24 protein-coding genes are annotated in these 26802 nt (G+C 69.2%); 16 read left to right on the forward strand and 8 right to left on the reverse strand.

The window, feature by feature from the left end; translation table 11 throughout:
- Positions 1–55: 55 nt before the first annotated feature.
- Complete coding sequence (locus tag HZ321_RS19675) at positions 56–316, forward strand: hypothetical protein (protein WP_181704109.1); 261 nt, start codon at positions 56–58, stop codon at positions 314–316.
- Positions 317–670: 354 nt separating this feature from the next.
- Here HZ321_RS19675 and HZ321_RS19680 read toward each other — a convergent pair whose 3' ends face one another.
- The 7 genes from HZ321_RS19680 to HZ321_RS19710 form a co-directional block, all read right to left on the reverse strand.
- On the reverse strand, positions 671–1474 hold the full coding sequence (locus HZ321_RS19680; RefSeq protein ID WP_181704110.1) for a formylmethanofuran dehydrogenase subunit C: 804 nt from the start codon (positions 1472–1474) through the stop codon (positions 671–673).
- The gene (fhcD, locus tag HZ321_RS19685; RefSeq protein WP_181704111.1) at positions 1474–2379 is read right to left on the reverse strand and encodes a formylmethanofuran--tetrahydromethanopterin N-formyltransferase; all 906 of its coding nucleotides are present in this window, start codon (positions 2377–2379) and stop codon (positions 1474–1476) included. The genes HZ321_RS19680 and fhcD overlap by 1 nt, the downstream gene beginning before the upstream one ends.
- Positions 2367–4001, reverse strand: coding sequence for a formylmethanofuran dehydrogenase subunit A (locus HZ321_RS19690; RefSeq protein ID WP_181704112.1), 1635 nt, complete (start codon positions 3999–4001; stop codon positions 2367–2369). The genes fhcD and HZ321_RS19690 overlap by 13 nt, the downstream gene beginning before the upstream one ends.
- On the reverse strand, positions 3998–5092 hold the full coding sequence (locus tag HZ321_RS19695; protein WP_181704113.1) for a molybdopterin-binding domain-containing protein: 1095 nt from the start codon (positions 5090–5092) through the stop codon (positions 3998–4000). The genes HZ321_RS19690 and HZ321_RS19695 overlap by 4 nt, the downstream gene beginning before the upstream one ends.
- A gap of 94 nt (positions 5093–5186) precedes the next feature.
- Positions 5187–7115, reverse strand: coding sequence for a molybdopterin biosynthesis protein (locus HZ321_RS19700; RefSeq protein ID WP_181704114.1), 1929 nt, complete (start codon positions 7113–7115; stop codon positions 5187–5189).
- Entirely contained in the window at positions 7108–8094 is a 987-nt protein-coding gene (locus HZ321_RS19705; protein WP_181704115.1) for a molybdopterin-binding domain-containing protein, read from the reverse strand. Before HZ321_RS19705 ends, HZ321_RS19700 begins: the two co-directional genes overlap by 8 nt.
- Positions 8095–8134: 40 nt before the next feature.
- A complete protein-coding gene (locus tag HZ321_RS19710; RefSeq protein WP_181704116.1) occupies positions 8135–8506 on the reverse strand; it encodes a 4a-hydroxytetrahydrobiopterin dehydratase in 372 nt (123 codons plus the stop codon).
- 123 nt (positions 8507–8629) lie between these two features.
- On the opposite strand from HZ321_RS19710, the gene HZ321_RS19715 reads away from it, so the two are divergent.
- The 7 genes from HZ321_RS19715 to fae all read left to right on the forward strand — a co-directional run bounded on the left by HZ321_RS19715 (position 8630) and on the right by fae (position 15103).
- On the forward strand, positions 8630–9604 hold the full coding sequence (locus HZ321_RS19715) for a beta-ribofuranosylaminobenzene 5'-phosphate synthase family protein (RefSeq protein ID WP_181704117.1): 975 nt from the start codon (positions 8630–8632) through the stop codon (positions 9602–9604).
- 67 nt (positions 9605–9671) lie between these two features.
- Entirely contained in the window at positions 9672–10571 is a 900-nt protein-coding gene (locus HZ321_RS19720) for an NAD(P)-dependent methylenetetrahydromethanopterin dehydrogenase (protein WP_181704118.1), read from the forward strand.
- Positions 10568–11689, forward strand: a complete 1122-nt coding sequence (locus tag HZ321_RS19725) for an ATP-grasp domain-containing protein (protein ID WP_181704119.1) — start codon at positions 10568–10570, stop codon at positions 11687–11689. The genes HZ321_RS19720 and HZ321_RS19725 overlap by 4 nt, the downstream gene beginning before the upstream one ends.
- Positions 11686–12663, forward strand: coding sequence for a methenyltetrahydromethanopterin cyclohydrolase (gene mch / locus HZ321_RS19730; protein ID WP_181704120.1), 978 nt, complete (start codon positions 11686–11688; stop codon positions 12661–12663). Before HZ321_RS19725 ends, mch begins: the two co-directional genes overlap by 4 nt.
- Entirely contained in the window at positions 12647–13585 is a 939-nt protein-coding gene (locus HZ321_RS19735; protein WP_181704121.1) for a RimK family alpha-L-glutamate ligase, read from the forward strand. Before mch ends, HZ321_RS19735 begins: the two co-directional genes overlap by 17 nt.
- Positions 13582–14412 (forward strand): triphosphoribosyl-dephospho-CoA synthase, encoded by an 831-nt coding sequence (locus HZ321_RS19740; protein WP_181704122.1) that lies wholly within the window; start codon positions 13582–13584, stop codon positions 14410–14412. The genes HZ321_RS19735 and HZ321_RS19740 overlap by 4 nt, the downstream gene beginning before the upstream one ends.
- A gap of 184 nt (positions 14413–14596) precedes the next feature.
- Positions 14597–15103, forward strand: a complete 507-nt coding sequence (gene fae / locus HZ321_RS19745) for a formaldehyde-activating enzyme (protein WP_181704123.1) — start codon at positions 14597–14599, stop codon at positions 15101–15103.
- A gap of 156 nt (positions 15104–15259) precedes the next feature.
- Here the strand turns inward: fae and HZ321_RS21755 are convergent, their stop codons facing one another.
- Positions 15260–15841 carry a L,D-transpeptidase gene (locus HZ321_RS21755; protein WP_244636052.1) on the reverse strand — a complete coding sequence of 194 codons (582 nt, stop codon included), beginning with the start codon at positions 15839–15841 and terminating at the stop codon, positions 15260–15262.
- A 108-nt stretch (positions 15842–15949) separates the two neighbouring features.
- On the opposite strand from HZ321_RS21755, the gene HZ321_RS19755 reads away from it, so the two are divergent.
- The 8 genes from HZ321_RS19755 to HZ321_RS19790 all read left to right on the forward strand — a co-directional run bounded on the left by HZ321_RS19755 (position 15950) and on the right by HZ321_RS19790 (position 26743).
- Positions 15950–16522 (forward strand): NnrU family protein, encoded by a 573-nt coding sequence (locus tag HZ321_RS19755; RefSeq protein WP_181704124.1) that lies wholly within the window; start codon positions 15950–15952, stop codon positions 16520–16522.
- 108 nt (positions 16523–16630) lie between these two features.
- Positions 16631–17314, forward strand: a complete 684-nt coding sequence (locus HZ321_RS19760; protein ID WP_181704125.1) for a tetratricopeptide repeat protein — start codon at positions 16631–16633, stop codon at positions 17312–17314.
- 159 nt (positions 17315–17473) lie between these two features.
- Positions 17474–18877, forward strand: coding sequence for a ribosome biogenesis GTPase Der (der, locus tag HZ321_RS19765; RefSeq protein ID WP_181704126.1), 1404 nt, complete (start codon positions 17474–17476; stop codon positions 18875–18877).
- A 200-nt stretch (positions 18878–19077) separates the two neighbouring features.
- The gene (locus HZ321_RS19770) at positions 19078–19815 is read left to right on the forward strand and encodes a L,D-transpeptidase (RefSeq protein ID WP_181704127.1); all 738 of its coding nucleotides are present in this window, start codon (positions 19078–19080) and stop codon (positions 19813–19815) included.
- A gap of 260 nt (positions 19816–20075) precedes the next feature.
- Positions 20076–21344, forward strand: a complete 1269-nt coding sequence (gene glgC / locus HZ321_RS19775; protein WP_181704128.1) for a glucose-1-phosphate adenylyltransferase — start codon at positions 20076–20078, stop codon at positions 21342–21344.
- A gap of 134 nt (positions 21345–21478) precedes the next feature.
- The gene (gene glgA, locus HZ321_RS19780; RefSeq protein WP_181704129.1) at positions 21479–22930 is read left to right on the forward strand and encodes a glycogen synthase GlgA; all 1452 of its coding nucleotides are present in this window, start codon (positions 21479–21481) and stop codon (positions 22928–22930) included.
- A complete protein-coding gene (gene glgX, locus HZ321_RS19785; RefSeq protein ID WP_181704130.1) occupies positions 22905–25115 on the forward strand; it encodes a glycogen debranching protein GlgX in 2211 nt (736 codons plus the stop codon). Before glgA ends, glgX begins: the two co-directional genes overlap by 26 nt.
- The gene (locus HZ321_RS19790; protein ID WP_181704131.1) at positions 25112–26743 is read left to right on the forward strand and encodes an alpha-D-glucose phosphate-specific phosphoglucomutase; all 1632 of its coding nucleotides are present in this window, start codon (positions 25112–25114) and stop codon (positions 26741–26743) included. Before glgX ends, HZ321_RS19790 begins: the two co-directional genes overlap by 4 nt.
- Positions 26744–26802 lie beyond the last annotated feature (59 nt).

The raw sequence follows: 26802 nt of genomic DNA on the forward strand, positions 1-26802 counted from the left end.
GGCCGGCTTTGTCTTCCGATCACCGCGGCAGCCGCCGCCGAACCGGGAGAAGCCCATGACCCCTCCGCTCGATCCGCACCGCCGCAGCCGCCAGAACCGCGGCCTCATCACCCTCGTCATCGGCGTGTTTGTCGTGGCGATCCTCGGCATCGCCCTCTGGGGCGGGGTCGAAACGTCCAGCATCGAGAGCGTGCCGGACGAGGCGAGCGCGCCCGCGCCGGGCGAAGGCTCGTCTGTCACCGGCGCCACCACGCAGCCGCCGGCGCCTGTTACCGAGGATGTCGCGCCATCCAACAACCCGGTCGCGACCGAGTAGCGCGTACGCCTCCGGAACGGCTGGTGCCGGCCTTCACAGGCCGGCGCCATCCAGTCCTATCCACGGGATCCGGGGTCGGGAAATCGGAAGTCGGCCGGGATCACCGGCTGCGGGTCGAGCCGCTCGTCGTCAGTCTCAGGCGTACCGGCCGCAGCCTTCGGGATCGATCGCGGCTTCGTCTTCTCGTTCGCCTTCAGACCATGGGACCCGAGGGTCCCGCCCGTTCGCAAAGCCCAGCTCATTCAGCAGTCTCCGGCCTCGACTGTCGAAACCAAGACTACCACGTTTGTGCACTGCAACAAGATCTGATCGCACGGCACCACGAGTTCACCTGAGGCGGACGCGACCGGCCCGTCACCCGCCGACCAGCACCTCGCCCTTGCCCAGCGCGGCCATGTCGCCACGGAAGCGGCGGGTCCGGGCCGGCACCAGGTCCTCGGCTTCTGGCGCCTCGGTAGCCAGGTGCTTGGCCAGAATGGCCAGGAACACGCCGTCGTAGGTGCCCGTCGGCACGAAGGTCGGCTCCAGGTCGTCCACCGCCGTGGCGATCAGCGTGCCGCGCTTCATGCCCGCGCCGGCGCGGGTGCCCAGCCTGTCGGCGACGATGGTGCCGCCGACCATGCGCGCCCCAGCGGCGTCGCCCGTGCCGCCGAGCACGACGATCACGCCGCGGCGCATGCGGTCGCCGAGGTAGGCGCCGGCGGCCCCGGCGATCACCATGAGTCCGCCGGCCATGCCGTGCATGGCGCCCGGCACCGACCCGGCCGTGCCGTCCGCGGCATCGCCGCCGATGCGGATCGCCCCGCCCGTCATCATTGTGCCGGCGTAGGGGCCAGTGGCCGACCCGGACACCTCGATCGCGCCCTTCTTCATGCCGCGTCCGAGGTAGGCGCCGACGTCGCCGTCGACGATGATCCGGCCGCCGTTCAACGAGCGCCCGATGTTGTCGAGCCGAGCGTGGCCCTCGAACCGGATTTCATCGCCCACCTCGCCGGAGACGGCGAAGACGTCGCCGACGCGGACACCGGCGCGGGAGGTGCCGACCGCGATCTTCTCGATCTCGGCCAGCGACTTGCCGGCCAGTTCGGCCGGGATCAGCGGGGAAAGGTCCAGCCGTTCCGGGGGAGCGTGCCTGAGGGTGAAGCCGAGCGCAGCCATCAGAGAAGATCCCTCAGGTGGAAGTGGTGCCGGCCGAGATTGCCGCCGTAGTTGCCGGCGGCGATGCGCTGGATGCCCTTCTCCGGACCGAAGGCGCAGGCGGCATGCAGGCCCCTCCGCATCGATTCCTTGATGGCATCGAAGGAAAGGCCGTCCATCACGAGTTCCAGCACGGCGCCGGTGTCCGCCTCCAGCTGGGAGTTCGGATTGCCGCGCAGCACCGGCGAAAAGGCGTCGTTGGTGGAGGCGACGAGACCCTTGTACTTGGACCCGACCTTCGAGCCGGAACGGACGATGCCGCCGGGGAAGGGGAGGATCACATCTTTCACCGTGGAGGCCGCTTCCACCGCCGCTTCCGCCGCCGCGAGCACTTCCGCGTGGCTGCGGCCGAGGATGAGGAGATTGCCGCCGCCGATCGCCGCCTCGTGCAGGCCGGTGTCGTGCTCCACGGTGAACTCGCCGTCCATGACGGGCACGCGCCAGTATCGCGTCCTGCCGAGCTTCTTGGCGATCTGATGCCCGTCGCCGAAGAAGCGCAGCGTGGCGCCGAGCTTCAGGCGCTTCCCGCCGTCGATGCCGGAGAAACAGGCCGACCCCGGCGAGGTCAGCACGCATTGGCCGACGCGGTTCCTGAGCTGCGTCTCCAGCCCGGGACCGTCGAAACCGAAGATCAGGCAGCGGAAGCCCGGCCGTCCGTCCGGCGTCTCCTCCGGCGACAGCTCCACGTCGATGCCTGCCTCGCAACCGCAGGCGATGACGGAAGTGGCGAAGCCCGTCATGGTGCGCGCGGCGATCTCGGCCCACTTGCGCGTCGGCGCGGTGATGATCACGCCGGTCGCGGCCATGTCGAAGGCTTCCGCGAAGCCGTCGTCGATGCGGACGCCGTTGACGATCATTTCAGGCATGGCACCGCCTCGAAGACGTCGCGGTCGCCGAAGGCGGCCTGGGGAACGGAGAACGCGCTCGGGCCCACGCCGTAGCGGTCGGTGATGTAGTCGCCCATGCGCCGGTCCATCTGGCTGTCGTAGTCGGCGGAAAGGATGCTGGTCTTGCTGTGCACCCAGCCGAGCGCACGGCCGTCGCGCACCACGAGCCGGCCGTCCTTGAAGACCAGGGCGGCGCTGCCGAACATGGCGGACTTGTCGGCGAGGTCGTCGTAGACCGCGACGTCGGCGACGGCGCCCTCCTTCAGGTGCCCGCGGTCGAACAGGCCGAGCAGCTTTGCCGGCGCGGCGCGGGTCATGATGGCGATCTCCTCCAGCGTATATTCGCGGGTGAGATCGGCAAGGCCGGTCCGCTCCTTTGCCTTTTCCGGCATCTTTTCCATCCAGCGCTCGCGCTCGCCGCGGTCCATCAGCAGGTGGATGATCTGTGGATAGGTTGTGAACGAACCGCCGTTCGGGTGGTCGGTCGTCATCAGCACGCGCCAGGGATCCGGCGACAGCAGGAACAGCTCCAGGCCGATCGCCCACTGCAGCTGGTTCACCCAGTTGGTCTTCTTGTAGACCAGCGGCACCACGCCGCCGCCTTCAGCATCGCCGTCGGTCAGCGAGAACTTCTTCGGGCTGGCGTAGGCGGCGCCCTGCCACTGCTTCATCAGGTCGAGCGAGATGGTCACCGTCGGCCCGAACATCACCTGTCCGACGTCGCAGGTGATGTTGGGCGCGTCGGCGAGCGACCGGGCGATCGCCTCCGCGCCGGAGGTCATGCCGCCCTCCGCGTCCTTGCCGTAGGAGTAGAACTGGATGTGCGCGAAGTGCAGCGGCCGGCCCTCGGCGGCCGCGATCGTGTCGGCGATCGTCTTCGGCGCGCCCGGGACGCCGAGGTTGTTGGCGTGCACGTGCAGCGGATGCGGGATCCCGATGTCCGCGGCGGCGGTCAGCAGGGTCTGCACGATCTGGCGCGAGCTGACGCCGTAGTGCGGAACCACGTCGTCCAGGTCGAAGGTGCGCAGGCCGGAGTGGAAGGCCGCCGGGCCGCCGGCGTTGATCACCTTGATGCCGAGCCCGCGGGACTGGGTGACCAGCCAGGCGATCGAGTCGCGCAGCGCGGCGGCACCCTCCCGGTCGCGGAGCAGCGACAGGAAATGGTCGTCATTGCCGACCACCGTCAGCGCGCCGCGATCGATGATCGGGATGTCGGCGAGTTCCAGATGCGTCTGCATCGCCTGGCTCGGCGCCAGCGCCGGCTCGACCACGGTGGTGAAGCCCATCTCGGCGTAGAGCCGGCCGATCTCCCAGCCGGACCACTTGGCCGTGGAGAAAGGCATGCCCTCCGCGCCGGGCGCCTCGCTGACATGCAGCTCCGGCAGGAGCAGCCGCGACATGGTCACGTTGCCGCCGGCGATGTGGCTGTGCACGTCGACGCCGCCGGCCATCACGATCTTGCCGGTGCAGTCGTAGGTCTCGTCGATCGTCTCGCCGGTCGGCGCGGCGACGATCCGCCCGTCCTTCAGGTAGACGTCGCGGACAGTGGTCGCCCCCGAAACCGGGTCGACCACGCGTCCGCCCTTGAGCCTGATCATCATGGCGCTGCTCCCGCGATGGCGGCCTCGATCGCGGCGACGACGGACGCCACCGTGGGAAGGGGTTGCGGCGACTTAGCTTCCAGGTAGGTGAAGCCGTCGCGGATGCTGTCGGTCAGCACGCCGCCGTGCGTCACGCCCGGCACGCCGACCTCCACGCTCACGTCGGCCGTGTTCGCCTTGGCGCCGTGGTGGATCAGCGCCACCGTCGGCACTCGGCCCGACCACGCGGGCAGGTCGCCGCCGAGCACGCCGATCCAGAGCAGCGCGTCCGCCTCGCCGGACGTGACCAGCCGCTCCGCGTCGAAGCGCCAGTCGTCCTGCTCGGGATAGCCTCGGCCCATGCCGACGGGCAGGCGGTCGCCTGTCGTCCAGGCGGACACCAGGTTCGCGCCGCGGCCGTGATGCTTGGCCGGAACGGAGAGCGAGGTGAAGCGCGTCTCGGCGTTCAGGTCCTTGATCAGCCCCTGGATCGCGTCGAACGTCACGTGGTCGACCTCCTCGGGGTCGACGACGATCACGCCGAAGCTCGCCGATTTCATCTGCAGCGCGACCGCGTCGATCGCCTCCGCGCTCGGGCCGTTGGACGGCAGCGGTCCGATCGGGCGGCCACCCAGACGCGCCCGGATCAGGCTGACGATCCGGTGCAGCGGCAGCCCGTCGCCGAGGGTGGCAACGTCGCCGTTGACGGCAACATGGGCGGGTCGTGCCTCGCCGGTGGCCAGACACAGCACGCCGCGGTCGCCGCGCCAGGAATAGAGCCCGCCGCCATCGGCGAGCGCCTTGCCGTGGTCGGCCCAGGCGACGGCTCCGGCACCGGCCAGCACGATCAGGTCGGCCCGGTGCCGCGCCTCCGAGACGGTGGTGTTCATCACGCCGCTGTCGGCCAGCGTGCGCAGCTCCACCCGCTCATGGGCAATGGAGCAATGGTCGATCGCAGCCCCGATTCGGGCGGCGAGTTGAAGGGCGGCGCGAACCCCGTCCACGTCGCAGCCGAGACCCGCGATGACCGGGTTCCTGGCCTTTCCCAGAATGTCCGCCGCTCGGGCGATCGCTTGCGGATCGGCCGGCCGTGCTGGTGTGTCGTGCGACACGTCTCCCCCCGATCATGAGATTCTTGTTGAACGCATTATGGGCCGTCAGTTCCGACAGTCGCAAGCGACGGCGTTGGCGTGGTTTGTCGCGGCCTCAGCCCCGCTCGAACCCCAGCTCCGAGAGCACGGCGGCAACGGCGGGCGCATCCAGCGCCTCGACGAAGGCGCGCATGGCCAGTTTTTCCAGATCGGCGGTGCGGACCGCGAAGTCGTAGTGCTCCGGCCCGATCGGAATGAACCGCAATCCCGACCGGCGGGCGACCGGTTCGATCGCAAGGCCCCAGTCGGCGCGTCCCTGGGCGATCGCGGCTGCCACCGCATCGTGCGAGCGCGGCTGGTTGGAGGAACCGGGCGGCTTGCGCCCGCCGAGCAGCCGGTCCGCCAGGATGCGCGTGCCGGATCCGGCGTTGCGGTTGACCATCAGGCAGTCCGGATCCGCCAGGGCCGCCTCGACCGCCGCCTCCACCGAACGTCCTTCGAAGCGGGCATCGCCCGGCCTGTGAACGATGCCCTGCATGCGCCGCCAGCCCGGCACCAGCGTCATCTCCGGCGTCAGCCAGTCCACATTGTAGCGGCCGGTCTCCGGGTGCAGCAGGTGGATCGGAGCGATGTCGCACTCGCCGCGGCCGAGCGCCGTCAGCCCCCCGAGGCTGCCGACCGCGACGGTGCGAACGGTCAGCCGTCGATCGCCGAGAGCGCCGACGACCGCGTCCAGGCCGACGCAATGGCTGCCGACGACGGAAAGGTCCGGTGGCCCCGCGCCCTCCGACAAAAGCGTGACGGTAACCTTCGATCCGGCCGGCATCGCATCGGCCAGCGCGTCGACCGCGAAGAACCCATCGGCCCGGGCGAAGGCGGTGACCGCGCCGGAGCCCTTGCCCAGTGGGTAGGCGAGCGGCCCGTCGGGCCCGTTCAGCAGCGACACCATCACGAACTCCGCACGGCCGAGTTCGGACGCGACGCGCACCGGCACGGTCGCCTGCACGGACGCGGCGCCGCGCGGCGGCAGTCCGGCCATTTCGCGCAGCACCGGCAGCACGATGTCGTGGAAGGTGAACATGGCCGACGTCGGGAAGCCCGGCAGCACGACCACGGGCTTGCCGTCCGCGACCGCCAGCAGCAGCGGCTTGCCCGGCTTCAGCGCCACGCCATGCACCACGATGCCCGGCGCCCCCAGGTCGGCGACGATGCGGTACGTCAGGTCGCCCGCGCCCTTGGAGGTGCCGCCGGAAAGGATCACCGCGTCGTGCTCGGTGTGCGCGCGGCGGATCTCCCGCGCCAGGATTTCCGGATCGTCCGGCAACGCGCCGAGCCGCACCGCCGAGCATCCGTTCTCGCGGAGCGCCGCCGCCACGATCGGCCCGTTTGCATCGAACACCGCGGCAGGGCGGAGCGGCCGGCCGGGCTCGACCAGTTCGTCCCCCGTGGAGATCACCGCGACACGCGGCTTCACGAACACCGGCACGTCGCCGAGGCCGCAGGTGGCGAGCATGCCGATCTCGCGCGCGCCGATCACCGCACCCCGCCGCAGCAGCGTCTCGCCACGGGCGATGTCGCTGCCCGCGTAGCCGACGAACTGTCCCGGGTTCGCGGCCTTGGCGACTGCGACCGCGTCCGGACCGGCCGGTTCGGTGTGCTCGACCATGACGACAGCGTCGGCGCCGCGGGGCAGGGGGCCGCCGGTCGCGATCGCTGTGGCCGTTCCCGCTTCGACGGTGAGGGTGGGCTGGACGCCACAGGCGATCACCTCCGGCAGCAGGCGGAGCACGGCGGGCGCCGCTTCCGAAGCGCCCGCCAGGTCTGCCGCGCGCACCGCGAAACCGTCGACGAGCGCACGGTCGAACGGCGGCGCGTCCACCGGCGCGGCGATGTCGGCGGCGAGCACCCGGCCGACGGCCTCGTCCAGCGGCACCCTCTCGCTGCCGAGCGGGCGCGGGTCGAGAGCCGCGCGGAACCGCGCGATTGCCTCGTCGCGCGAGACGACGGTGAGGAACTGCTCCTGGTCGGAAGACCTGTCAGCCACGTGCCCATGCTCCGATCGGCAGCGCCTGGACCGCCGTTCCCGGCGGATAGCCTTCGCTGGCCGGTGGGACAAGCAGCATATGGGTCGCAGCCGCGATCGCCCAAAGCGGCCAATCGCCCGTGGCAAGCACCTGGAACGCCTCGCCGTCCCGGCGGAGCAGCGCGATTTCGGCGATGCCGACGCGGGAGGCGACCTTGCGGGCGAGCACGCCGCCCTCCAGGCCGACCACGCCGAAGGCCGTCAGCATCGCCGCCACCGCGACCACGGAATCCAGCGTGGCCGGCAGGATCAACCTGACCCCGTCGCCGCCCTCCATCGCGATCGTCTGGTCGCCGGGCCGCAGGGCGAGGCCGTCGGCCAGGACCCGTTCGTCGCCGAAGACCGGCTCCGCATCCGGATCGGAACTGAGCGTCACACGGAGGCCGGACGGAAGCGCGATCCGCCCGAACAGCGCCCCGGCCGCGGCGAGCACCGCTGGGTCCGGCAGGGCCCTGTCGGAGGCGTCCAGCCGGGCGCACCCGAATGCGCCCGACAGCCGGCCGACCGACGCGAGGACGGCCGCAAGCCGGGCATCGAGAACGCTCCCCGCCGGCACCAGGTATCCGGCTGGCGGCACGTCCGTCCCGGCCTGCCGCACGCCTTCGCCGGGCTCGGCCTCGCCGGTCGCCATCGCCGCCGGACCGACCGCCTGAATCAGGTCCGGATCGATCACTGCGTCCGCCCCGGCCGGCATGGGGTCGCCGATCCGAACCCGCAGCAACGGTCCGGTCAGCATCACCGGCGACGTGGCGGATGCGCCGAGCAGGTCGGCGGACGAAACAGCCCGTCCCGCACGGCGCGCTACAGGCTGTTGCGGCAAGGGCGCGGGCAGGGCGACGTCTTCAGCCAGCCTGGGCGGGCCGTTGTCCGAGGACTCAGCACCCGAACCGCCGGCCCGTCCCACGAGCGCGACGAGCTCCTCCACCGAAAGCCGCCTCATGATCCCTGCCGCCGCCCCACGCTGCGGCCCGCGGCGCGCATCAATCGTCGTAGCGCACGTAGGCGAAGCGCTGGTCCTTCTCCGGCGTGCCCTCCAGGCCCTCGCCTTCCTTGCCGGGCTGCCACTGCACCACCTCCTCGATCTTCTTGGCGAGCGCGAAGTCCTTGTCGGTGATTCCCTTGGCGTGGTGGTTCATCAGGCGCACCTCCACCCAGGCGTAGGAGGCGGTGATGTCGGGGTGGTGCCACGCCGCCTCGGCAAGGTGGCCGACGGTGTTGATCACCATCAGCGTGCTCTTCCAGGAGGCAGTCTTGTAGGTGCGGCGGATCCAGCCGTCCTCCAGGCGCCATTTCGGCAGTTCGCGCGCCAGCCGCTCGGTCACTTCCGCGTCGGTATAGGTCTTGTCGGCCATCGTTGCATCCTCCTCCTCGCAGCGCCACACTGGCAGCATGGCGGCAACGGTCGCGATGATGATAGGTGGTGCGCCGGCCGGCGGCCACCATCCCGGTGACGCGCGACGAAGAGGCGAGGACGCATGGCAGGGCCGAACACGGGATCCGGGGTGAGGATCAAGGCTCCGGCGCGGCTGCACCTCGGCCTCATCGATATGAACGGCGACCTCGGCCGGCGTTTCGGCTCGATCGGTCTCGCCGTCGACAAGCCCTTTCTGGACATCGAGATCCGCCACGCCGACACGCTCTCCGCCGACGGTCCGGAGGCCGACCGCGCCTTGCGCTACGCCCGTGAGGCGGCGGACCTGATCGGTGTCCCGGCAGCGGGGCGAATCGTCATCCGCGAGACGATGCCCGCTCACGCCGGCTTCGGCTCCGGCACGCAGCTCGCCCTTTCCCTCGCCGCCGGCCTCGGCCGCCTCAACGGCGTCGCGGTGGACGTCGCACGGCTGGGCGCTTTCCTGGAACGCGGCGCGCGGTCCGGCATCGGCGTCGCGTCCTTCCTCTCCGGCGGCTTCGTGGTCGACGGCGGCCGCGGACCGAACGGCGCCGTGCCCCCGGTGATCGCGCGCATGTCCTTCCCCGAAGCCTGGCGCATGGTGCTGATCCTCGATCCCACCATGGAGGGCGTCCACGGACCGAAGGAATCCGCCGCCTTCCAGGCGCTGCCGCTGTTTCCCGCCGCCGAGGCCGCCCACCTCTGCAGGCTGGTCATGATGCGCCTGCTGCCCGGTCTCGCCGAGGCGGACATCGCCGCCGTCGGCGCCGGGCTGACGGAGATCCAGGCCCGGCTCGGCGATCACTTCGCGCCGGCTCAGGGCGGGCTGCGCTTCACCTCGCCCGCGGTCGGGCGCGTCCTGGACGAGGCGGCCCGGGCCGGCGCGCCCGGCGTCGGGCAAAGTTCCTGGGGACCCACCGGCTTCGTGCTTGTGGAGTCGGAGCAAGCCGCGTCTAAACTGATCGACAACCTTGTGCGCAATGGTCACACGAAGGTCGGCTTGCAGTTCCTCATCGCCCGCGGCAGAAACCACGGGGCGACGATCGAAACGATCTTCTGAATCAATTGTCTGCGCCGATCGGATCATAGGCCGGGAAACGGCTTTGCTCGGTGCACGGGAGGCTGATTTGTCTAAGAACATCCTGCACATGATCACGCCGCTCAAGCACATGAGCCCGTTCGACGTGAACATGGCCGCCGATGCCGGCTACGACGTTCTGGCCACCTACCAGGGTGTGACGCAGGAGGAAGTCCGCGGTCTCGTGCAGGACGCGATCTTCTCTCGCTCGCCGTCCGACGCCGTCCGCACCGGCATCTTCTTCGCCGGCAAGAACGCCATCGCCGCCCTCGACATGCTGAAGGCGGCCGAGGAATCCTTCGTCCCGCCCTTCGTCGTGAACCTCTTTGCCGATCCGGCGGGCTCCTTCACCACCGCTGCCGGCATGGTCGCCTGCACCGAAAAGCTGCTGAAGGACCGGTTCAAGACGGACCTCAAGGGCAAGCGCGTGGTGATCTACGGCGGCACGGGTGTGGTCGCCTTCTCCGCCGCGGTCATCGCCGCGCTCGAGGGCGCATCGGTGGTCATCACCGGCTACGACGGCACCAAGCGCGTCACCAGCATCTCGCAGGACATGAAGGCCCGCTTCGGGGTGGACGTCGAACCGGCGGACGGCTCGTCGCCGGAGGCCAACTTCGCCGCCGCCGACGGTGCGGACATCATCTTCTCGGCCGGCCCGGCCGGCGTGCAGATCCTCAACGAGGAGCAGATCCGCAACGTGAAGTCCTTGCTTGTCGCCGCCGACGTGAACGCCGTTCCGCCGCCGGGAATCGCCGGCGTCGACGTGATGGCCAACGGCGAGCCGATCCCCGGCACCGAGAAGGCGATTTCGCTCGGCGCTCTGGCCATCGGGAACGTCAAGTACCAGGCGCAACATCTGCTGTTCAAGAAGATGATCAGCACCGACAAGCCGCTGGTGCTCGACTTCCGCCATGCCTTCGAAGAGGCCCGCGCCTTCATCAAGGGATGAGCCGTCCGGCGCTCCTCGTCGTCGCCCAATCGGCGCGATCGCTTGCCACGGCCGCCGTACGGGCCGGATACGCGCCGATCGCCGTCGACTTCTTCGCCGACGAGGACACCCGTGCGCTCGCGCTCGCCGCCGAGCGGGTCAGCGGCGGTCTGCGTTGCGGTTTCCGGCGCGCGGCGCTGATGCCGGCGATCGAGACAGCACTGCGCGCCGCCGCCGTCGAGCCGGTCGGGATCGTTCTCGGGTCCGGTTTCGAGGACCGCACCCGGCTGGTCGCCTCGCTTGCCGCGCGCTGGTCCCTGCTCGGCTGCCCGGCCGAGGTGGTCCGGGCGGTCAACGACCCGTTCCGCCTCGCCGAGGCCTGTCGGATCGACGGCATTCCCCATCCGGAGGTGCGTCGCGACGTGCCGACCGAGGGTGAGTGGCTGGTTCGCCGTCGCGGCGCCGCCGGCGGCGGGCATATCAGGCCGATCGCCGCCGGCGAACCGGTTCCGACCGGTCACGTGGTGATGCGGCGCGTGCCGGGGCGGCCGGTGTCGGCCGCCGTTCTGGCTGACGGGGGGAGGGCGGAGGTCTTCGCCTTCGCCGAACAGATCCTGGCCCCGGCCGACGAGGCGCCGTTCCGGTTCGCCGGCGTCGCCGGTCCGGTCCGACTGCCGGCAACCGTCGAACAGGGAATGAGGCACGCGGCCGATAAGCTTGCGGCGCGGTTCGGTCTCAAGGGGCTGGCATCGCTCGACGCGATGGTGGACGGAAACGATTGGTGGCTGCTGGAAGTGAACCCGCGCCCGGGCGCCTCGCTCGATGCCTTGGATCACATGGACGCGCCCCTTCTGACGGCCCATATTTCGGCCGTTGCAGGCCGGATCCTCCTGCCACGCGCGGTTGATGCGACAATTCGCGCGACGATGGTGGTTTACGCCTCGGTCGATAGTTCTGTCACCGTCGGACCGAAATGGCCGGACTGGGTGCTCGACCGGCCGGGGGCGGGCGCCCGGATCGAAGCCCGTGCGCCGATTGCGACCATCACGGCCGCGGCCGAACGCCTGGAAGACATTGAAGGGCTCCTGACCACGAGGGCCCGTGAACTGGAAACCGTTCTGAGGGGAAACGCGACATGACCGCTGCCGTTGAGCGCCCAAGCGTGGGCCGGCTCGTTTCGCCGCTCGTCGAGGCGCTGGTCGCCGACGCCGTGCGGCTGAGGATCAAGGTTTCGACCGGCGCGCTCGGCTGCCGGCTGGTGGACGCGGGCGCCACCGTACCGGGCGGCCTGGAAGCCGGTCGCCGCCTGACGGAGATCTGCCTCGGCGGGCTCGGTCAGGTGTCGATCGTGCCGACCGTCGGCGCGCTCGGCAACTGGCCCTATTCGATCCAGGTCGGCTCGACCGAACCGGTGATCGGCTGCCTCGGCAGCCAGTACGCCGGCTGGGCTCTCGCCGGGGGTGAGGACGATCCGAACTGGTTCGCGCTCGGTTCCGGCCCCGGCCGGGCCACCGCCGCGGTCGAGACGCTCTATGAGGAGCTTGCCTACAAGGACGACGCGCCGGGCATCGTGCTGGTGCTGGAGGCCGGCGCCCCGCCGCCGGAGAGCATCGTCCGCAAGGTGATGGAGGCGACCGGCGTCGCCGCCGAGGCGATCACATTCATCTACGCACCGACGCAGAGCCTCGCCGGATCGGTCCAGGTCGTCGGCCGCGTCCTGGAGGTCGCGTTGCACAAGGTGCACACGCTGCACTTCCCGCTGGAGCGCGTGGTCGACGGCATCGGCATCGCGCCGCTCAGCCCGCCGCATCCCGACTTCGTCCAGGCGATGGGCCGCACCAACGACGCGATCATCTACGGCGGCCGCGTCCACCTCCACGTCACCGGTCCCGACGATGATGCGGAGAACCTCGCCAAGAACCTTCCGAGCCGGTCGTCGCGAGACTATGGTGCGCCGTTCGCGGAAGTCTTCACCCGGTTCAACGGCGACTTCTACGCGATCGACGGCAACCTCTTCTCCCCCGCGGAGGTGGTCGTGACGGCGGTCGAGAGCGGCCGATCCTTCCGTGGCGGGGCGCTGGCGCCAGACCTCGTCGATGCCTCCTTCGCCTGACAAGAACCGTTCCCCCCGCGTCGTCGTCTTCACGGACCAGGTCGACTGGCATCTGCGGCGCGTGCGCGAGGCGCTCATGCGCCGCGGCGTCAATCCCGTGGTGGCCTCGCTGCGCGACGTCGTGCTCGACACCACCGCGCGCGAGCCGGTCGTCATCCCGGGTATGGGCGGCCGCCTGCCGTCGGGCGTCATGGTCCGCGGCATCGCGGCCGGCTCCTTCGAGGCGATCACCCTCCGGCTCGGTGTGCTGCACGCGTTGCAGGAAGCCGGCGTCGAGGTCTGGAACCCGCCGAAGGCGATCGAGCGGTGCGTCGACAAGTCGGCGACTAGCCTGGCGTTGGTGCGCGCCGGTCTACCGACCCCGAAGACGCTCGTCACCGAGAGCCGGGTCCGCGCCCTCGACTTTCTCGCCGCAGAGATCGGCCTCGGCAACGCGGCCGTCCTCAAGCCCCTGTTCGGCTCGCAGGGCAAGGGCTTGCGCCTGCTGCGACTGGTCAAGGACCTGCCGGAGCCGGAGGAGGTGTTCGGCGTCTATTATCTCCAGCGCTTCGTGCCGGCGCCGGACGGCCGGTTCAAGGATTTCCGCGTCTTCGTCTCCGGTGGGCGGGTGATCGCCGGCATGGTGCGCGTCGGCGCGACCTGGATCACCAACGTCCACCAGGGCGCGACGCCGGCGCCCTTTGCGGTGACCCCCGAGGCGGAGCGGCTGGCGCTCGCCGCCGCCCGCGCCGTAGGTGCCGCTTTTGCCGGCGTCGACCTGATCGAGGCGGGAGAAGGGCGGCTCTCTGTTCTGGAGGTCAATTCCATGCCGGCCTGGCGCGGACTGCAGAAGGTCGCCGGCTGCGATGTGGCCGACGCGATGATCGCCGATTTCCTTGCTGCCGCAGGCATCCCGGCCGCCGTTCCGGAACCGGCGCTGTGAGCGCGGCCGGCCCGGCCGGCGGCGACCTCGCGGCCCTCTTCATCGCCGCCTGCCACGCGGAACTGCGCGCCCCCAAGCCCGGCAACGTGCACGACTACGCGCCGGGCCATCGGATGACGGTCGCGGACTTCGAGACGAGCGCGGCCGTTGCCGCACCTCACATCGCGGCCCACGGCGCACCGATCGGCGAGCGGGTTCTCGGCGCCGTCCGGGCGACGATGGAGGCCGTTGGATGCAACACCAACCTCGGCATTCTGCTGCTCACCGCCCCGATCGCCCTGGCAGCCGAACGACCCGGCGAACTCCGGGCGAATCTGACAGCCATCCTGACCGAAACCACCATTTACGACGCCGAGTGCGTCTTCGAGGCGATCAGGATCGCAAATCCCGGTGGATTAGGGCGCGCCGAAGAGGCCGACGTTGCTGAACCGCCGTCGGTCACGTTGACGCAGGCGATGGCTCTGGCCGCCGATAGAGACACCATTGCGCGACAATACGTCACCCGTTTTGACGATGTCTATGCAATCGGACTACCGACTTTTCTGCGCGAATCCGCCAGATCCGACGAAATTCGCGCCACTCTGCTCGTATACTTCGCCTACGCGTCGAGGTTGCCGGATTCCCACATCCTGCGGAAGCACGGGGTGACCGTTGCAGAAGCCGTGCGCGGGGAATTCGCGGAACTCCGCGGAATTGCGGATGTCATGGATCTCCCGGCCCTTCTCGATTTCGATCGGGAGTTGAAAATGCGCGGCGTGAATCCCGGTACCAGCGCAGATCTGACGGTGGCAACTCATTTTTTGGCGCACGTCACGGTGTATAAGTGAGACTACGCAGATCGGCTCACTTGCCGGTGCGTGAGGGGCGGATTACGGTGGCGCTGTCTGGCATCACCTCGTATCCGGCCAACCGGTTTGGCGCGCCCAAACGCAGAGAACAAGGATCGACGGGGGGTTCGGCGGCGGTACTCCGTTGCCGTTCTAATTCGACTTTGACTGGGAGGTTTGACCGATGGCGAAGATCAACAAAGTTTTGCTCGGCGAGGCACTCGTCGGTGACGGCAACGAGGTCGCACACATCGACCTCGTGATCGGGCCCCGGGGCTCGGCCGCGGAGTCCGCGTTCGTGAACGCGCTTGCCAACAACAAGGACGGCTTCACCACGCTTCTCGCGGTGATCGCGCCGAACCTGCCTTGCAAGCCGAACACCATCATGTTCAACAAGGTCACCATCAAGGGCGCCAAGCAGGCCGTCCAGATGTTCGGACCGGCGCAGTACGGCGTTGCCAAGGCCGTCCAGGATTGCGTTGCCGACGGCACCATCCCGGCCGATGAAGCCGACGACCTCTACGTGCTGGTCGGCGTGTTCATCCACTGGGAAGCCGAGTCGGACGCCAAGATCCAGCAGTACAACTACGAGGCTACCAAGCTCTCGATCCAGCGCGCCGTCGCCGGCAAGCCCACCGTCCAGGAAGTTCTGTCCCAGAAGGATTCGGCTAAGCACCCCTTCGGCGCTTAGATCCGGGACAACCCTGGGCAGGATGCTGCCCCGGCGATGCCGCGGTCACTGCTCCAGCGGTTGTTGCAGAAATTCTTCGGGTAACCCACCCGGAGTCGAAAAGGGCGGCCTTCGGGCCGCCCTTTGGCGTTTCGGCGTCCAGCGAGCGGATGCCGATCAGTCCTGCACGATGACCCGCATCCGCTCGCGGCCGACCTCCTGGGCCATGGCGAAGAGTTCCCGCGCGTGGTCCGGGTGGAGCCGCACGCAGCCGTGCGAGGCCGGGCGTCCCAGCCGCTTGATGTGCGGCGTGGCATGGATGGCGAAGCCGCCGGAATAGAAGATCGAGTGCGGCATTGGCGCGTTGTCGTATTTGCGCGAGTGCCACATGGTATGCATCCGGTACGGCTTCCACACGCCCTTCGGCGTGATGTAGCCCTTGCCGGCCGTGGAGACCTTCCAGGTCCGGGTCTCCTGCCCGTCGAGCCAGACTTCCATCGTCTGGGTCGACAGGCTGACCTTCACCATCAGGCGCGGCGCGGCGGCCATGCGGGCGGCGAGATTGTGCAGGGGCGGGCGCGGCTCGGGGTCGGCCGGGTGCAGAGCGGTCGGCTCGGCCAGCGACGGGACCGCCGGCAGCGACGGCTTCAACGCGGCAAGCTGGACCACGGCGTCGGCGGCTGGCTCCGACTGCTGGGCGAGTGCGGCGGATGGGAATGCGAACAGGACAAGGCTTGCGAAGGCGGCGACGCGGGACATGACGACCTCCAATATGGAAGCATCATGCCGGCAAGCTCTTGAGATAAATTGAAAAGACTGGGTCAACGATTCGTTAGCCGCGGCGGCCACCAGGGTGGGGAATAGACGATGACACTGCTGATGCTCGGCCTGATCCTGTTCCTCGGCATCCACTCCATCCGCATCGTTTCGCCCGCAACGCGGGAAAGCCTGCTGGCCCGAATGGGGGAGGGGCCCTGGAAGGGGATCTACTCGCTCATCTCCGCGCTCGGCCTGCTACTCATCGTCTGGGGATACGCCGCGGCGCGCGAAGCCCCGGTCGTGATCTGGGATCCGCCCGTCTTCACCCGGCACATCGCCCTTCTCGTCATGCTCCCCGTCTTCCCGCTGCTCCTCGCCGCCTATCTTCCCGGCCGGATCAAGGCCGCCGCCAAGCATCCGATGCTGCTCGCGGTGAAGCTCTGGGCGCTCGCCCACCTCCTGGCGAACGGCACGCTGGCGGATGTCGTTTTGTTCGGCGCCTTCCTCGCCTGGGCGGTGGCCGATCGCATCTCAGTCAAGCGGCACCCGCGCCAGCCCGCGGTCGGCGCCCCGGCCTCCGGCGGCAACGACGCGATCGCGCTGATCGGCGGGCTCGCCCTCTATGCCGCCATGCTGTTCGGCCTGCACACCTGGCTGATCGGGGTATCGCCGCTCGGATGAGCCGATTTTCCGCGGCGCGTGTTGGCGTGGGCGCGCAAACGCGGTAAAGGGCTGTCGGACCCAGGCGACTTCGGTGGAAGCGCCAGAAGACAAGGCGTTTGACGAGCTATGGCGGACATTTTCGACGAGGTCGGCGAAGACCTCCGGCGCGATCAGCTGAACCGCTTCTGGCGCAAGCACGGCGCGACGGTCATCGCAGTCGCCGTGCTGATCGTGGTTGGCACCGCCGGCTGGCGCGGCTACGAGGCATGGCAGAAGTCGGCCGCCGAAACGGCCGCCGGCCATTATCAGGCTGCGCTCGATAAGGCCAAGGCCGGCGAGCACCAGCCCGCCTCGGACGATCTCCTTGCTTTCGCCAGCGCTGCCCCGGGCGGCTACAAGACCCTGGCGCGCTTCCGCGCCGCCACGGAGAAGGCCGCCGCGGGCGATGCCGCCGGCGCTCTCAAGGACTTCCAGCTGATCGCCGACGACACGGCCGTCGCGGTGGAGCTGCGCGACCTCGCCCGGATCCGCGCGGCCTATCTCGCCGTCGACACCGAGGACCACGCCGCGATCAAGGCCCGGATCGAGGCCATCGCGGTGGAGACCAATCCCTGGCGCCACGCCGCCCGCGAGATCCTCGCACTCTCGGCGCTGAGGGCCGGCAACTACGACGAGGCGCGCCCGCTGGTCGACAAGCTCGTCGACGACGCGACCGTGCCGCAGGACGTGCGCTCGCGCGCGCAGATCCTCCAGGGCGTGATCATCGCGGAGAAGGGCCAGCCGGCCGCCGCCCCTGCGACCGGCTCCTGACGATCCGCCAGCGGCGCCGGCCACCTCGGCGCGGCGGATTTGACCGCGAGGCGCCCGCCCTGACACTCTCGTATCCGGCACCCGGGGGAACCACGGGTGCCGTCCTTCTATTCGGGTCCAAGGTTGGGCCGCACTGACGTGACAAGGATTGGGACCGACATGACCGAGCGCGGAACCGTCGCCATCATCGGCCGGCCGAACGTCGGCAAGTCGACGCTGTTCAACCGGCTGGTCGGCAAGAAGCTCGCGCTCGTCGACGACACGCCGGGCGTCACCCGCGACAGGCGCGTCGGCGACGGCAAGCTCGGCGACCTCAAGTTCCACATCATCGACACCGCCGGGCTGGAGGAAGCCGATCCCGCCAGCCTGGAGGGCCGCATGCGGGCCCAGACGGAGGTCGCCATCCGCGAGGCCGACGCGATCCTGTTCATCATCGACGCCCGCAGCGGACTCACGCCCATCGACAAGCATTTCGCCGAAGTGGTCCGCCGCATCGCCCCGCCGGTGATCCTGGTCGCCAACAAGGCCGAGGGCCGCGCCGCCGAACCCGGCCTCATGGAGGCCTACGAACTCGGCCTCGGCGAGCCGATCGCCATCTCCGCCGAGCACGGCGAGGGTCTCGCCGACCTCTATGACGCTCTGCGCCCGATCCTGGAGGCCAAGTCGTCGGACGAGGACGACATCGACGAGGCGATCACCGGGATCGAACTCGACGAGGACGGCAACCCGATCGCCGACGATCCCATCCGCCCGCTCCGTGTCGCCGTCGTCGGGCGGCCCAATGCCGGCAAGTCGACGCTGATCAATCGCCTGATCGGCGAGGACCGGCTGCTGACCGGCCCGGAAGCCGGCATCACCCGCGACTCCATCGCCGTCGACTGGAATTGGCGGGGCCGCGAGGTCAAGCTGTTCGATACCGCCGGGCTGCGCCGCAAGTCGCGCGTGTCGGAGAAGCTGGAGAAGCTCTCCGTCGCCGATGCGCTGCGCGCCATCAAGTTCGCCGAGGTGGTCGTGGTGCTCCTCGACGCCACGATCCCCTTCGAGAAGCAGGACCTGCAGATCGCCGATCTCGTCATCCGCGAGGGACGGGCGCTGGTCATCGGCCTCAACAAGTGGGACCTGATCGAGGACCGCGGCGCCAAGCTGAAGGAACTGCGCGAGGAGGCCGACCGTCTGCTGCCGCAGGCCCGTGGCCTCCTGCTGGTGCCGATCTCCGGTCTGGCGGGGCAGGGCCTCGACAAGCTGATGGACGCCTGCGTCAAGGCCTACGACCTGTGGAACACGCGAATCTCCACCGGCCGGCTGAACCGTTGGCTGACCGCGCTGCTCGAGCATCACCCGCCCCCGGCCGTCTCCGGGCGGCGTCTGAAGATCCGCTACATGACGCAGGCCAAGACCCGGCCGCCGTATTTCGTGATCTTCGGCTCACGGCCCGAGGCGATGCCGGAAAGCTACATGCGCTACATCGTCAACGGCCTGCGCGACACCTTCGACATGCCCGGCGTTCCGATCCGCATTCAGATGCGGTCCGGCGGCGACAATCCCTACGATAAGAAGGAATGATGTTCCGCCCGTCGCCGGTCCGGTCGTGATCCGCCACCCCCGGCCGACCGTAACCGGGTTGCAACACCCGGGCCGCGACGTGACTTGCGCCATATTCCTCACGTGCTTTTGACGCCTTCTGGACAGAACCCACTGCAATGTGGGCGCGTTGACGGCGGCATGGACCGCTTACTGCGTCTGAGAATTCGAGAAGGTAACCGATGAACGAGCAATCCCGGCCGACCGCCGAAAACGACCGCCGGCCCGTGGTCTCCCGCCGCCTCTTCCTCGCCGCCGTTCCCCTCACGCTTTCAGCCTGTGTCGGCGCGCCCCTGACGCCGATCCGTTCGCTGGCCGATGCCCGGAGCGATCCCCAGTATCTTTCCATGTACGGTCCGGTTTCCGGCGAGCCCTTCCCGGTGCCGGCGATCGATCTGCGCCGGATCGATCCGCAGTTCTATCGCCGTCAGGTCGATTTCCCGACCAGCGAACGCGTCGGCACCATCGTCGTCGATCCGCGCCAGAAGTTCCTCTATCTCGTCCAGGACGGCGGCCTTGCCATGCGCTACGGCATCGGCGTCGGCCGCGAGGGCTTCGGCTGGTCCGGCCGCGCCACCATCCGCCGCAAGGCACAGTGGCCGAAGTGGACCCCGCCGGCCGAGATGGTCGCGCGCGACGAGAAGGCGGCGAAATGGGCGGGCGGCATGCCCGGCGGCATCGAGAACCCGCTCGGCGCCCGCGCCCTCTACCTCTACGAAGGCGGCCGCGACACGCTCTATCGCATCCACGGCACCAACGAACCCTGGACCATCGGCTCCAACGTGTCGTCCGGCTGCATCCGCATGCTGAACCAGGACGCCATGGATCTCTACGACCGGGTGCCGACCGGCTCGGAGGTGCTCGTCCTCAACGACACGCCGACCAGCGGCCGCCCCGGCATCTTCGGCAGCATGGTCTGATCTCGCGGGCTTCCTACCGCCCTGTTCCGTCTGATGAAACAGCCGCATCCCCCGGGTGCGGCTGGTTTCGTCTTTATGGCCGCGAGGGGGAAGACAAACCTTTTTTCCCCGGCCATAGTGAGTTGCACGCCGTCGCGAACCAACACATCGGCGATTGCCACCGGCAGGTTGAAGGGCAGGGCGGGAGCCGGGCGCACGCGCCTTGGACGTGTCCTTCTTCGGGTCGGCGGCAGATCCATAAAAAGGCAGGGAGGAGATCGATGCGCGAAGACTCACACAGCCCGCGCCGGCTGGCCCGGAGCGCCATGGCCTTCGTGCTCGCCGGCGGGCGCGGCAGCCGGCTGAAGGAACTCACCGACCGGCGCGCCAAGCCGGCGGTCTACTTCGGCGGCAAGAGCCGGATCATCGATTTCGCGCTCTCCAACGCGCTGAACTCCGGCATCCGCCGCATCTCGGTGGCGACCCAGTACAAGGCGCACAGCCTGATCCGCCACCTGCAGAACGGCTGGAACTTCTTCCGCCCGGAACGCAACGAGAGCTTCGACATCCTGCCCGCTTCGCAGCGCGTCGCGGAGGACAAGTGGTACCTCGGCACCGCCGACGCGGTGACCCAGAACATCGACATCGTGGAGAGCTACGAGACCGAGTACATCATCGTCCTCGCCGGCGACCACATCTACAAGCAGGACTACGAGATCATGCTGGAGGAGCACGTCGCCTCCGGCGCCGACGTCACCGTCGGCTGCATCGAGGTCGCGCGCAAGGACGCCTCCGGCTTCGGCGTCATGCACGTGGACGAGACCGGCCGGATCATCGATTTCGTGGAGAAGCCCGCCGATCCCCCGGCCATGCCCGGCAAGCCGGACATGGCGCTCTGCTCGATGGGCATCTACGTCTTCCAGACCAAGTTCCTGTTCGACCTGCTCAGGGCGGATCAGGAGGATCCGAACTCCAGCCACGACTTCGGCAAGGACATCATCCCCTACATCGTCAAGAACGGGAAGGCGGTGGCCCACGAGTTCGCCAACTCCTGCGTCCGGTCCGGTACGGAACTGGAGCCCTACTGGCGCGACGTCGGCACCATCGACGCCTTCTGGGAAGCCAACATCGACCTCACGGACTTCGTGCCCGCGCTCGATCTCTACGACCGGAGCTGGCCGATCTGGTCCTATGCGGAGATCGTCCCGCCGGCCAAGTTCGTCCACGACGAGGACGGCCGGCGCGGCATGGCGACGTCCTCGCTGGTGTCGGGCGCCTGCATCATCTCCGGTGCGCGGATCGACAAGTCGCTGCTCTTCACCGGTGTCCACGCCCATTCCTACGCCGACCTGGAGCATTGCGTGGTGCTCCCCTACGTCGACATCGGCCGCGGTGCACGGCTGAAGGGCTGCGTGATCGACCGCGGCGTGGTGATCCCGCCGGGCCTGGTGATCGGTGACGATCCGGAAGAGGACGCCCGCCGTTTCCGCCGCTCCGAGAACGGAATCTGCCTGATCACCCAGGGCATGATCGACCGCATTCAGGGCTGATAGAGGATAACCGGTTCCGGGGGCCGTTTAAGCCACGGCTTGTTGACGGGTTTGGTGCAAGGTAGTCCGATACGGCCGGGGCTTCGACGAAAGCTCCGCCGGTGCGGACTGGCCATCGATCGGAGCCTCAAGGCGTGCGGATCCTCTTCGTTGCATCGGAATGCTACCCGCTGATCAAGACCGGGGGACTGGCCGACGTGGTCGGCGCCCTGCCGCTCGCGCTCGCCCGGGGCGGTGCCGAGGTCCGTGTCATGATCCCCGCCTATCCCGGCGTGATCGCCAAGCTCGGCGATCCGGTCGAAGTGGCGCGCTACGCCGAGGTCTTCGGCGGCCCCGCACGGCTCGTCCAGGGGGCCACCCCGGAGGGACTGACGGTGCTCGCCCTCGACGCGCCGCATCTCTACGACCGGCCGGGCAATCCCTATCTCGGTCCCGACGGGCGCGACTGGCCCGACAACGCCCGCCGCTTCGCAGCCCTCGGCGCCATCGGCGCGGCGGTCGCCCGCTTCGGGGCCGCGGACTGGCGGCCCGACGTCGTCCACGCCCACGACTGGCAGGCCGGACTGGTGCCGGCCTATCTGTCGGCCGCCGGGGAGCCGGGCCCGGCCACCGTTTTCACCATCCACAACATCGCCTTCCAGGGTCTCTGTTCGGCGCACGCCTTCGACGAGCTCGGCCTGCCGCGCTGGGTCTTCTCGCCCGCGGGCCTGGAATACTACGGCCAGGCGTCCTTCCTGAAGGCCGGCCTCGTCTTCTCCGACCGCCTGACCACGGTCAGCCCGACCTATGCGCGCGAGCTTCGCACGCCGGAATACGGCATGGGTCTGGAAGGCGTGCTCAACGAGCGTGTCGACGCCCTCACCGGCATCCTGAACGGCATCGACACGCACCTCTGGGACCCCGAGACCGACCCACTGCTGCCGGCGACCTACTCGGCGCGAAAGCCCCAGGGCAAGGTGCGCTGCAAGGCCGAGCTGCAGCGTAGCCTCGGCCTCCATGTCGATCCCGACGCACTGCTCCTGACGGTGGTCAGCCGCCTCACCAGCCAGAAGGGCCTCGACGTGGTCCTGCCCAGCATCCCGACGATCCTGGCGCGCGGCGGCCAGCTCGCCGTGCTGGGTACCGGCGAACCCGCCCTCGAGCGCGCCTTCGTCGAGGCGGCTGCCAGCAACCCTGGCAAGGTCGCCACCACCATCGGCTACGACGAGTCCCTCGCCCATCTCCTGCAGGCCGGGGCGGATGCCATCCTGGTCCCGTCGCGATTCGAGCCCTGCGGGCTCACCCAGCTCTACGGCCTGCGCTACGGCACCCTGCCCATCGTGGCGCGGACGGGCGGTCTCGCCGACACCGTGATCGACGCCAACGATGCGGCCATCCGGGCCGGTGTGGCCACCGGCTTCCAGTTTGCGCCGGTCAACGCCGCCGCCTTCGGCTACGCGATCGAACGGGTGTTCGACGTTTGGTCCGATCGGCGGGCCTGGAAGAAGATCCAGGCGCGCGCCATGGCCCATCCCGTGGATTGGCAAGCATCCGCATCCGAATACCGAGCGCTCTACGACGATGTCCTCACCCATCGCGCCGTTTGATCCCCATCTGGGCGCGTCGGGGCTGTCGGTCCGATCGGGCCGCCCCACGCCGCTCGGCGCGACCTACGACGGCGACGGCGTCAACTTCGCGGTGTTCTCCGCCCATGCCACCGGAGTGGACCTCTGCCTGTTCGCGCCGATGACCGGCCATGAATACGCCCGGCTGCCGCTGCCCGAACTCACCGACGAGGTCTGGCACGGCTACGTCCCGGGGCTGCAGCCGGGCACGACCTACGGCTTCCGCGCGCACGGTCCCTACGAGCCCGAGGCCGGCCACCGCTTCAACCCCAACAAGCTGCTGATCGACCCCTACGCCCGCGCCCTGACCGGCCGGCTGCGGACGTCCGACGTGATGGCCGGCTACCAGACGCTCAGCGTCGACGACACCACCTTCGACACCCGCGACAGCGCCCACGTGGTCCCGAAGGGCGTCGTCGTCGATCCCGCCGTCTATCCTCTGCAGAACCCAAAACCGGACCGCCCGTTCTCCGACACCGTGATCTACGAGGGCCATGTCCGCGGCCTCACGATGCGCCATGGTGCCGTGCCGGAGGAGATCCGCGGCCGCTATGAGGCGCTCGCCCATCCCGCCATGCTGGACCATCTGGTGCGCCTCGGCGTGACGGCGATCGAACTCCTGCCGATCCAGGCTTTCATCGACGAGGGGTTCCTCGTCCGCAAGGGACTTACCAACTACTGGGGCTACTCCCCAATCGCCTACTTCGCCCCGGAACCGCGCTACGACCGACAGACCCGCGGCGTCGGCATCGTCGACCGGGTGCGCGCCATGGTGGACCGCTTCCACGGCGCCGGCATCGAGGTGATCCTCGACGTGGTGTTCAACCACACCGGCGAGGTGGACCAGTTCGGCCCCACGCTGTCCTTCCGCGGCCTCGACAACGCCACCTACTACCGCCTCCAGCCCGGCCGCCCGCGCTACTACGTCAACGACACCGGCACCGGCAACACCCTCGACGTTGGGCATCCCCGCGTCACCCAGCTGGTCCTGGACAGCCTGCGCTACTGGGTCGATGTGATCGGCGTCGACGGGTTTCGCTTCGACCTCGCCACAACGCTCGGCCGCGAGCCGACCGGCTTCGACCCGAACGGCCGATTCCTGTCCGCGCTCCGCCAGGATCCGGTGCTGTCCCGCGTCAAACTGATCGCCGAGCCCTGGGACATCGGTCCCGGCGGCTATCAGGTCGGCCACTTCCCGCCCGGCCACGCGGAGTGGAACGACCGCTTCCGCGACACCGTCCGCCGCTTCTGGCGCGGCGACGAAGCGATCGCGCCGGAACTCGCGTCGCGTCTGCTCGGGTCGGCGGACCTCTTCGACCGACGCGGCCGGCGGCCTTGGACGTCGATCAACTTCGTCACCGCGCACGACGGCTTCACGCTCGCCGATCTGGTCTCCTACTCGACCAAGCACAACGAGGCCAACCTGGAGGAGAACCGGGACGGCCACTCGGACAACCACTCCGCAAACCACGGCGTGGAAGGCCCCACCGGCCTGCCGTCGATCCTGGCGCTCCGGCAGCGGCAGATGCGCAACATGCTGGCGACCCTGCTGCTCTCGCAGGGCACGCCCATGCTGACGGCCGGCGACGAGGTCGGAAACAGCCAGTCCGGCAACAACAACGCCTATTGCCAGGACAACCCGACCGGCTGGGTGGACTGGTCTGCCGCGACCCAGGATCCGGACCTCAACGGCTTCGTCTCCCTGGTCGCCGCCATCCGCCGGAATCACCCCGTCCTGCGGCAGACGCGCTTTCTCCACGCCGAGAAACGCCTGGAGGACGGCGCACTCGACGTCCAGTGGTTCATGCCGAGCGGCCAGCCCGCCCGTCCGGAGGACTGGCGCTCTCCGTCCATGCGATGCTTCGGCATGGTGGTCCGAGGCACCGCCGCACCCCACCTGGAACCGGACGGCCAGCCGGTTCTGCTGGTGTTGAACGCGAGCCCCGATAAGGTGGGCTTCGTCCTGCCGAAGAGCCTGCCCGGCGCCGCCTGGCAGCCGCTCCTCACCACGTCCACCACGTCGGGCGTGCCGGCGGACATGGCGCTGCAGATCCCCGGCCGCGTCATCGAAATCGAATCCCGGTCGTTTCGGGTCTTTTCCGAAGCGCCGGCGGACGCCAAAGTGAAGCGGCCAGCAAGCCGCACAAGACCGGAGACGGGTCGATGAACATCAGGACGGTCGCCACCAAGCCGATCGAGGGTCAGAAGCCGGGCACCTCTGGCCTGCGCAAGAAGACGCGCGTCTTCATGCAGCCGGGCTACCTGGAGAACTACGTCCAGGCGATCTTCGAGGGCGTGGGCGGCGTTTCGGGTGAGACGCTGGTGATCGGCGGCGACGGGCGCTTCTTCAACGACAAGGCCATCCAGACCATCATCAAGATGGCGGTCGCCAACGGCGCCAAGCGGCTGATCGTCGGCCGCGGCGGCCTGTTCTCCACGCCGGCTGCCTCCAACGTGATCCGCAAGACCGGGGCCTTCGGCGGTGTGATCCTGTCGGCGAGCCACAATCCCGGCGGCGAGGATGGCGATTTCGGCATCAAGTTCAACGGCGCCAACGGCGGCCCCGCGCCGGAAGGCGTCACGGGGGAGATCTTCGCCCGGACCACGGCGATCATGGAATACCGGATCGCCGACGTGTCCGACATCTCTCTGGACGCGATCGGCACCACCGTCCTCGGCAACACCGTCGTCGACATCGTCGACCCCGTCGAGGACTACGTCTCGCTGATGGAGGGCCTGTTCGACTTCGACCGCATTTCGGCGATGTTCAAGGCCGGTTTCACCATGCGGTTCGACGCCATGCACGCGGCGACCGGCCCCTACGCCAAGCGGATCCTGGAAGGCATCCTCGGCGCACCCGCGGGCACCGTCGTCAACGCCGTGCCGCTGCCCGACTTCGGGGGAGGGCACCCGGACCCCAACCCGATCTACGCCAAGGAACTCTACGACCTGATGGCGAGCCCCGGCGCGCCGGACTTCGGCGCCGCGTCGGACGGCGACGGCGACCGCAACATCGTGCTCGGCCGCGGCGCCGTGGTGACGCCGTCGGACAGCCTCGCCATGCTGGCGGCCAACGCCCACCTCGCCAAGGGCTACCGCCGCGGCCTGGCCGGCGTCGCCCGCTCGATGCCGACCAGCCGTGCGGTCGATCGCGTTGCCGGAAAGCTCGGCATCCCGGCCTTCGAGACGCCCACCGGCTGGAAGTTCTTCGGCAATCTGCTCGACGACGGCCGCATCACGCTCTGCGGCGAGGAGAGCGCCGGCACCGGTTCCGACCACGTCCGCGAGAAGGACGGCCTCTGGGCCGTGCTGCTCTGGCTCAACATCATCGCCGTGCGCGGCGAGAGCCTGGCCGACATCCAGACCAAGCACTGGGCCGAGTTCGGCCGCACCTTCTACACCCGCCATGACTACGAGGCCGTCGACGCAGCCGCCGCCGAAGCGCTTATGGACCGCCTGCGGGGCCTCTTGCCGACCTTGCCGGGCCAGACCGTCACCGGCCTCACGGTGGAGAGCGCCGACGATTTCGCCTACACCGACCCGGTCGACGGGTCCGTCACACGCAAGCAGGGCATCCGGATCCTTTTCGCGGACGGAGAACGTCTCGTCTTCCGCCTGTCCGGCACCGGCACCGAAGGGGCGACCCTGCGCGTCTACATCGAGAACTTCGAGCCGGATCCCGCCAAGCACGCGGTCGATGCCCAGGTCGCACTCGGCCCGGTGATCCAGGCCGCCGAAGCACTCGCCGAGATCAAGGCGCGCACCGGCCGCACCGCCCCCGACGTGGTGACCTGACGCACAACTCACCCCTCCGGTACGCGGAGGGTAGGTGCGTGGCCGGGTGTTTGGGCTGG

This window comes from Chthonobacter albigriseus, from assembly GCF_013839445.1.
Classification (GTDB): domain Bacteria; phylum Pseudomonadota; class Alphaproteobacteria; order Rhizobiales; family Pleomorphomonadaceae; genus Chthonobacter; species Chthonobacter albigriseus.

Coding starts and splice junctions, on each gene's coding strand:
- HZ321_RS19675 (WP_181704109.1), top strand. CDS start 56: ATGACCCCTCCGCTCGATCCGCACCGCCGCAGCCGCCAGAACCGCGGC.
- HZ321_RS19680 (WP_181704110.1), bottom strand. CDS start 1,474: ATGGCTGCGCTCGGCTTCACCCTCAGGCACGCTCCCCCGGAACGGCTG.
- fhcD (WP_181704111.1), bottom strand. CDS start 2,379: ATGCCTGAAATGATCGTCAACGGCGTCCGCATCGACGACGGCTTCGCG.
- HZ321_RS19690 (WP_181704112.1), bottom strand. CDS start 4,001: ATGATGATCAGGCTCAAGGGCGGACGCGTGGTCGACCCGGTTTCGGGG.
- HZ321_RS19705 (WP_181704115.1), bottom strand. CDS start 8,094: ATGAGGCGGCTTTCGGTGGAGGAGCTCGTCGCGCTCGTGGGACGGGCC.
- HZ321_RS19710 (WP_181704116.1), bottom strand. CDS start 8,506: ATGGCCGACAAGACCTATACCGACGCGGAAGTGACCGAGCGGCTGGCG.
- HZ321_RS19715 (WP_181704117.1), top strand. CDS start 8,630: ATGGCAGGGCCGAACACGGGATCCGGGGTGAGGATCAAGGCTCCGGCG.
- HZ321_RS19725 (WP_181704119.1), top strand. CDS start 10,568: ATGAGCCGTCCGGCGCTCCTCGTCGTCGCCCAATCGGCGCGATCGCTT.
- mch (WP_181704120.1), top strand. CDS start 11,686: ATGACCGCTGCCGTTGAGCGCCCAAGCGTGGGCCGGCTCGTTTCGCCG.
- HZ321_RS19735 (WP_181704121.1), top strand. CDS start 12,647: ATGCCTCCTTCGCCTGACAAGAACCGTTCCCCCCGCGTCGTCGTCTTC.
- fae (WP_181704123.1), top strand. CDS start 14,597: ATGGCGAAGATCAACAAAGTTTTGCTCGGCGAGGCACTCGTCGGTGAC.
- HZ321_RS21755 (WP_244636052.1), bottom strand. CDS start 15,841: ATGTCCCGCGTCGCCGCCTTCGCAAGCCTTGTCCTGTTCGCATTCCCA.
- HZ321_RS19755 (WP_181704124.1), top strand. CDS start 15,950: ATGACACTGCTGATGCTCGGCCTGATCCTGTTCCTCGGCATCCACTCC.
- HZ321_RS19760 (WP_181704125.1), top strand. CDS start 16,631: ATGGCGGACATTTTCGACGAGGTCGGCGAAGACCTCCGGCGCGATCAG.
- der (WP_181704126.1), top strand. CDS start 17,474: ATGACCGAGCGCGGAACCGTCGCCATCATCGGCCGGCCGAACGTCGGC.
- HZ321_RS19770 (WP_181704127.1), top strand. CDS start 19,078: ATGAACGAGCAATCCCGGCCGACCGCCGAAAACGACCGCCGGCCCGTG.
- glgC (WP_181704128.1), top strand. CDS start 20,076: ATGCGCGAAGACTCACACAGCCCGCGCCGGCTGGCCCGGAGCGCCATG.
- glgX (WP_181704130.1), top strand. CDS start 22,905: ATGTCCTCACCCATCGCGCCGTTTGATCCCCATCTGGGCGCGTCGGGG.
- HZ321_RS19790 (WP_181704131.1), top strand. CDS start 25,112: ATGAACATCAGGACGGTCGCCACCAAGCCGATCGAGGGTCAGAAGCCG.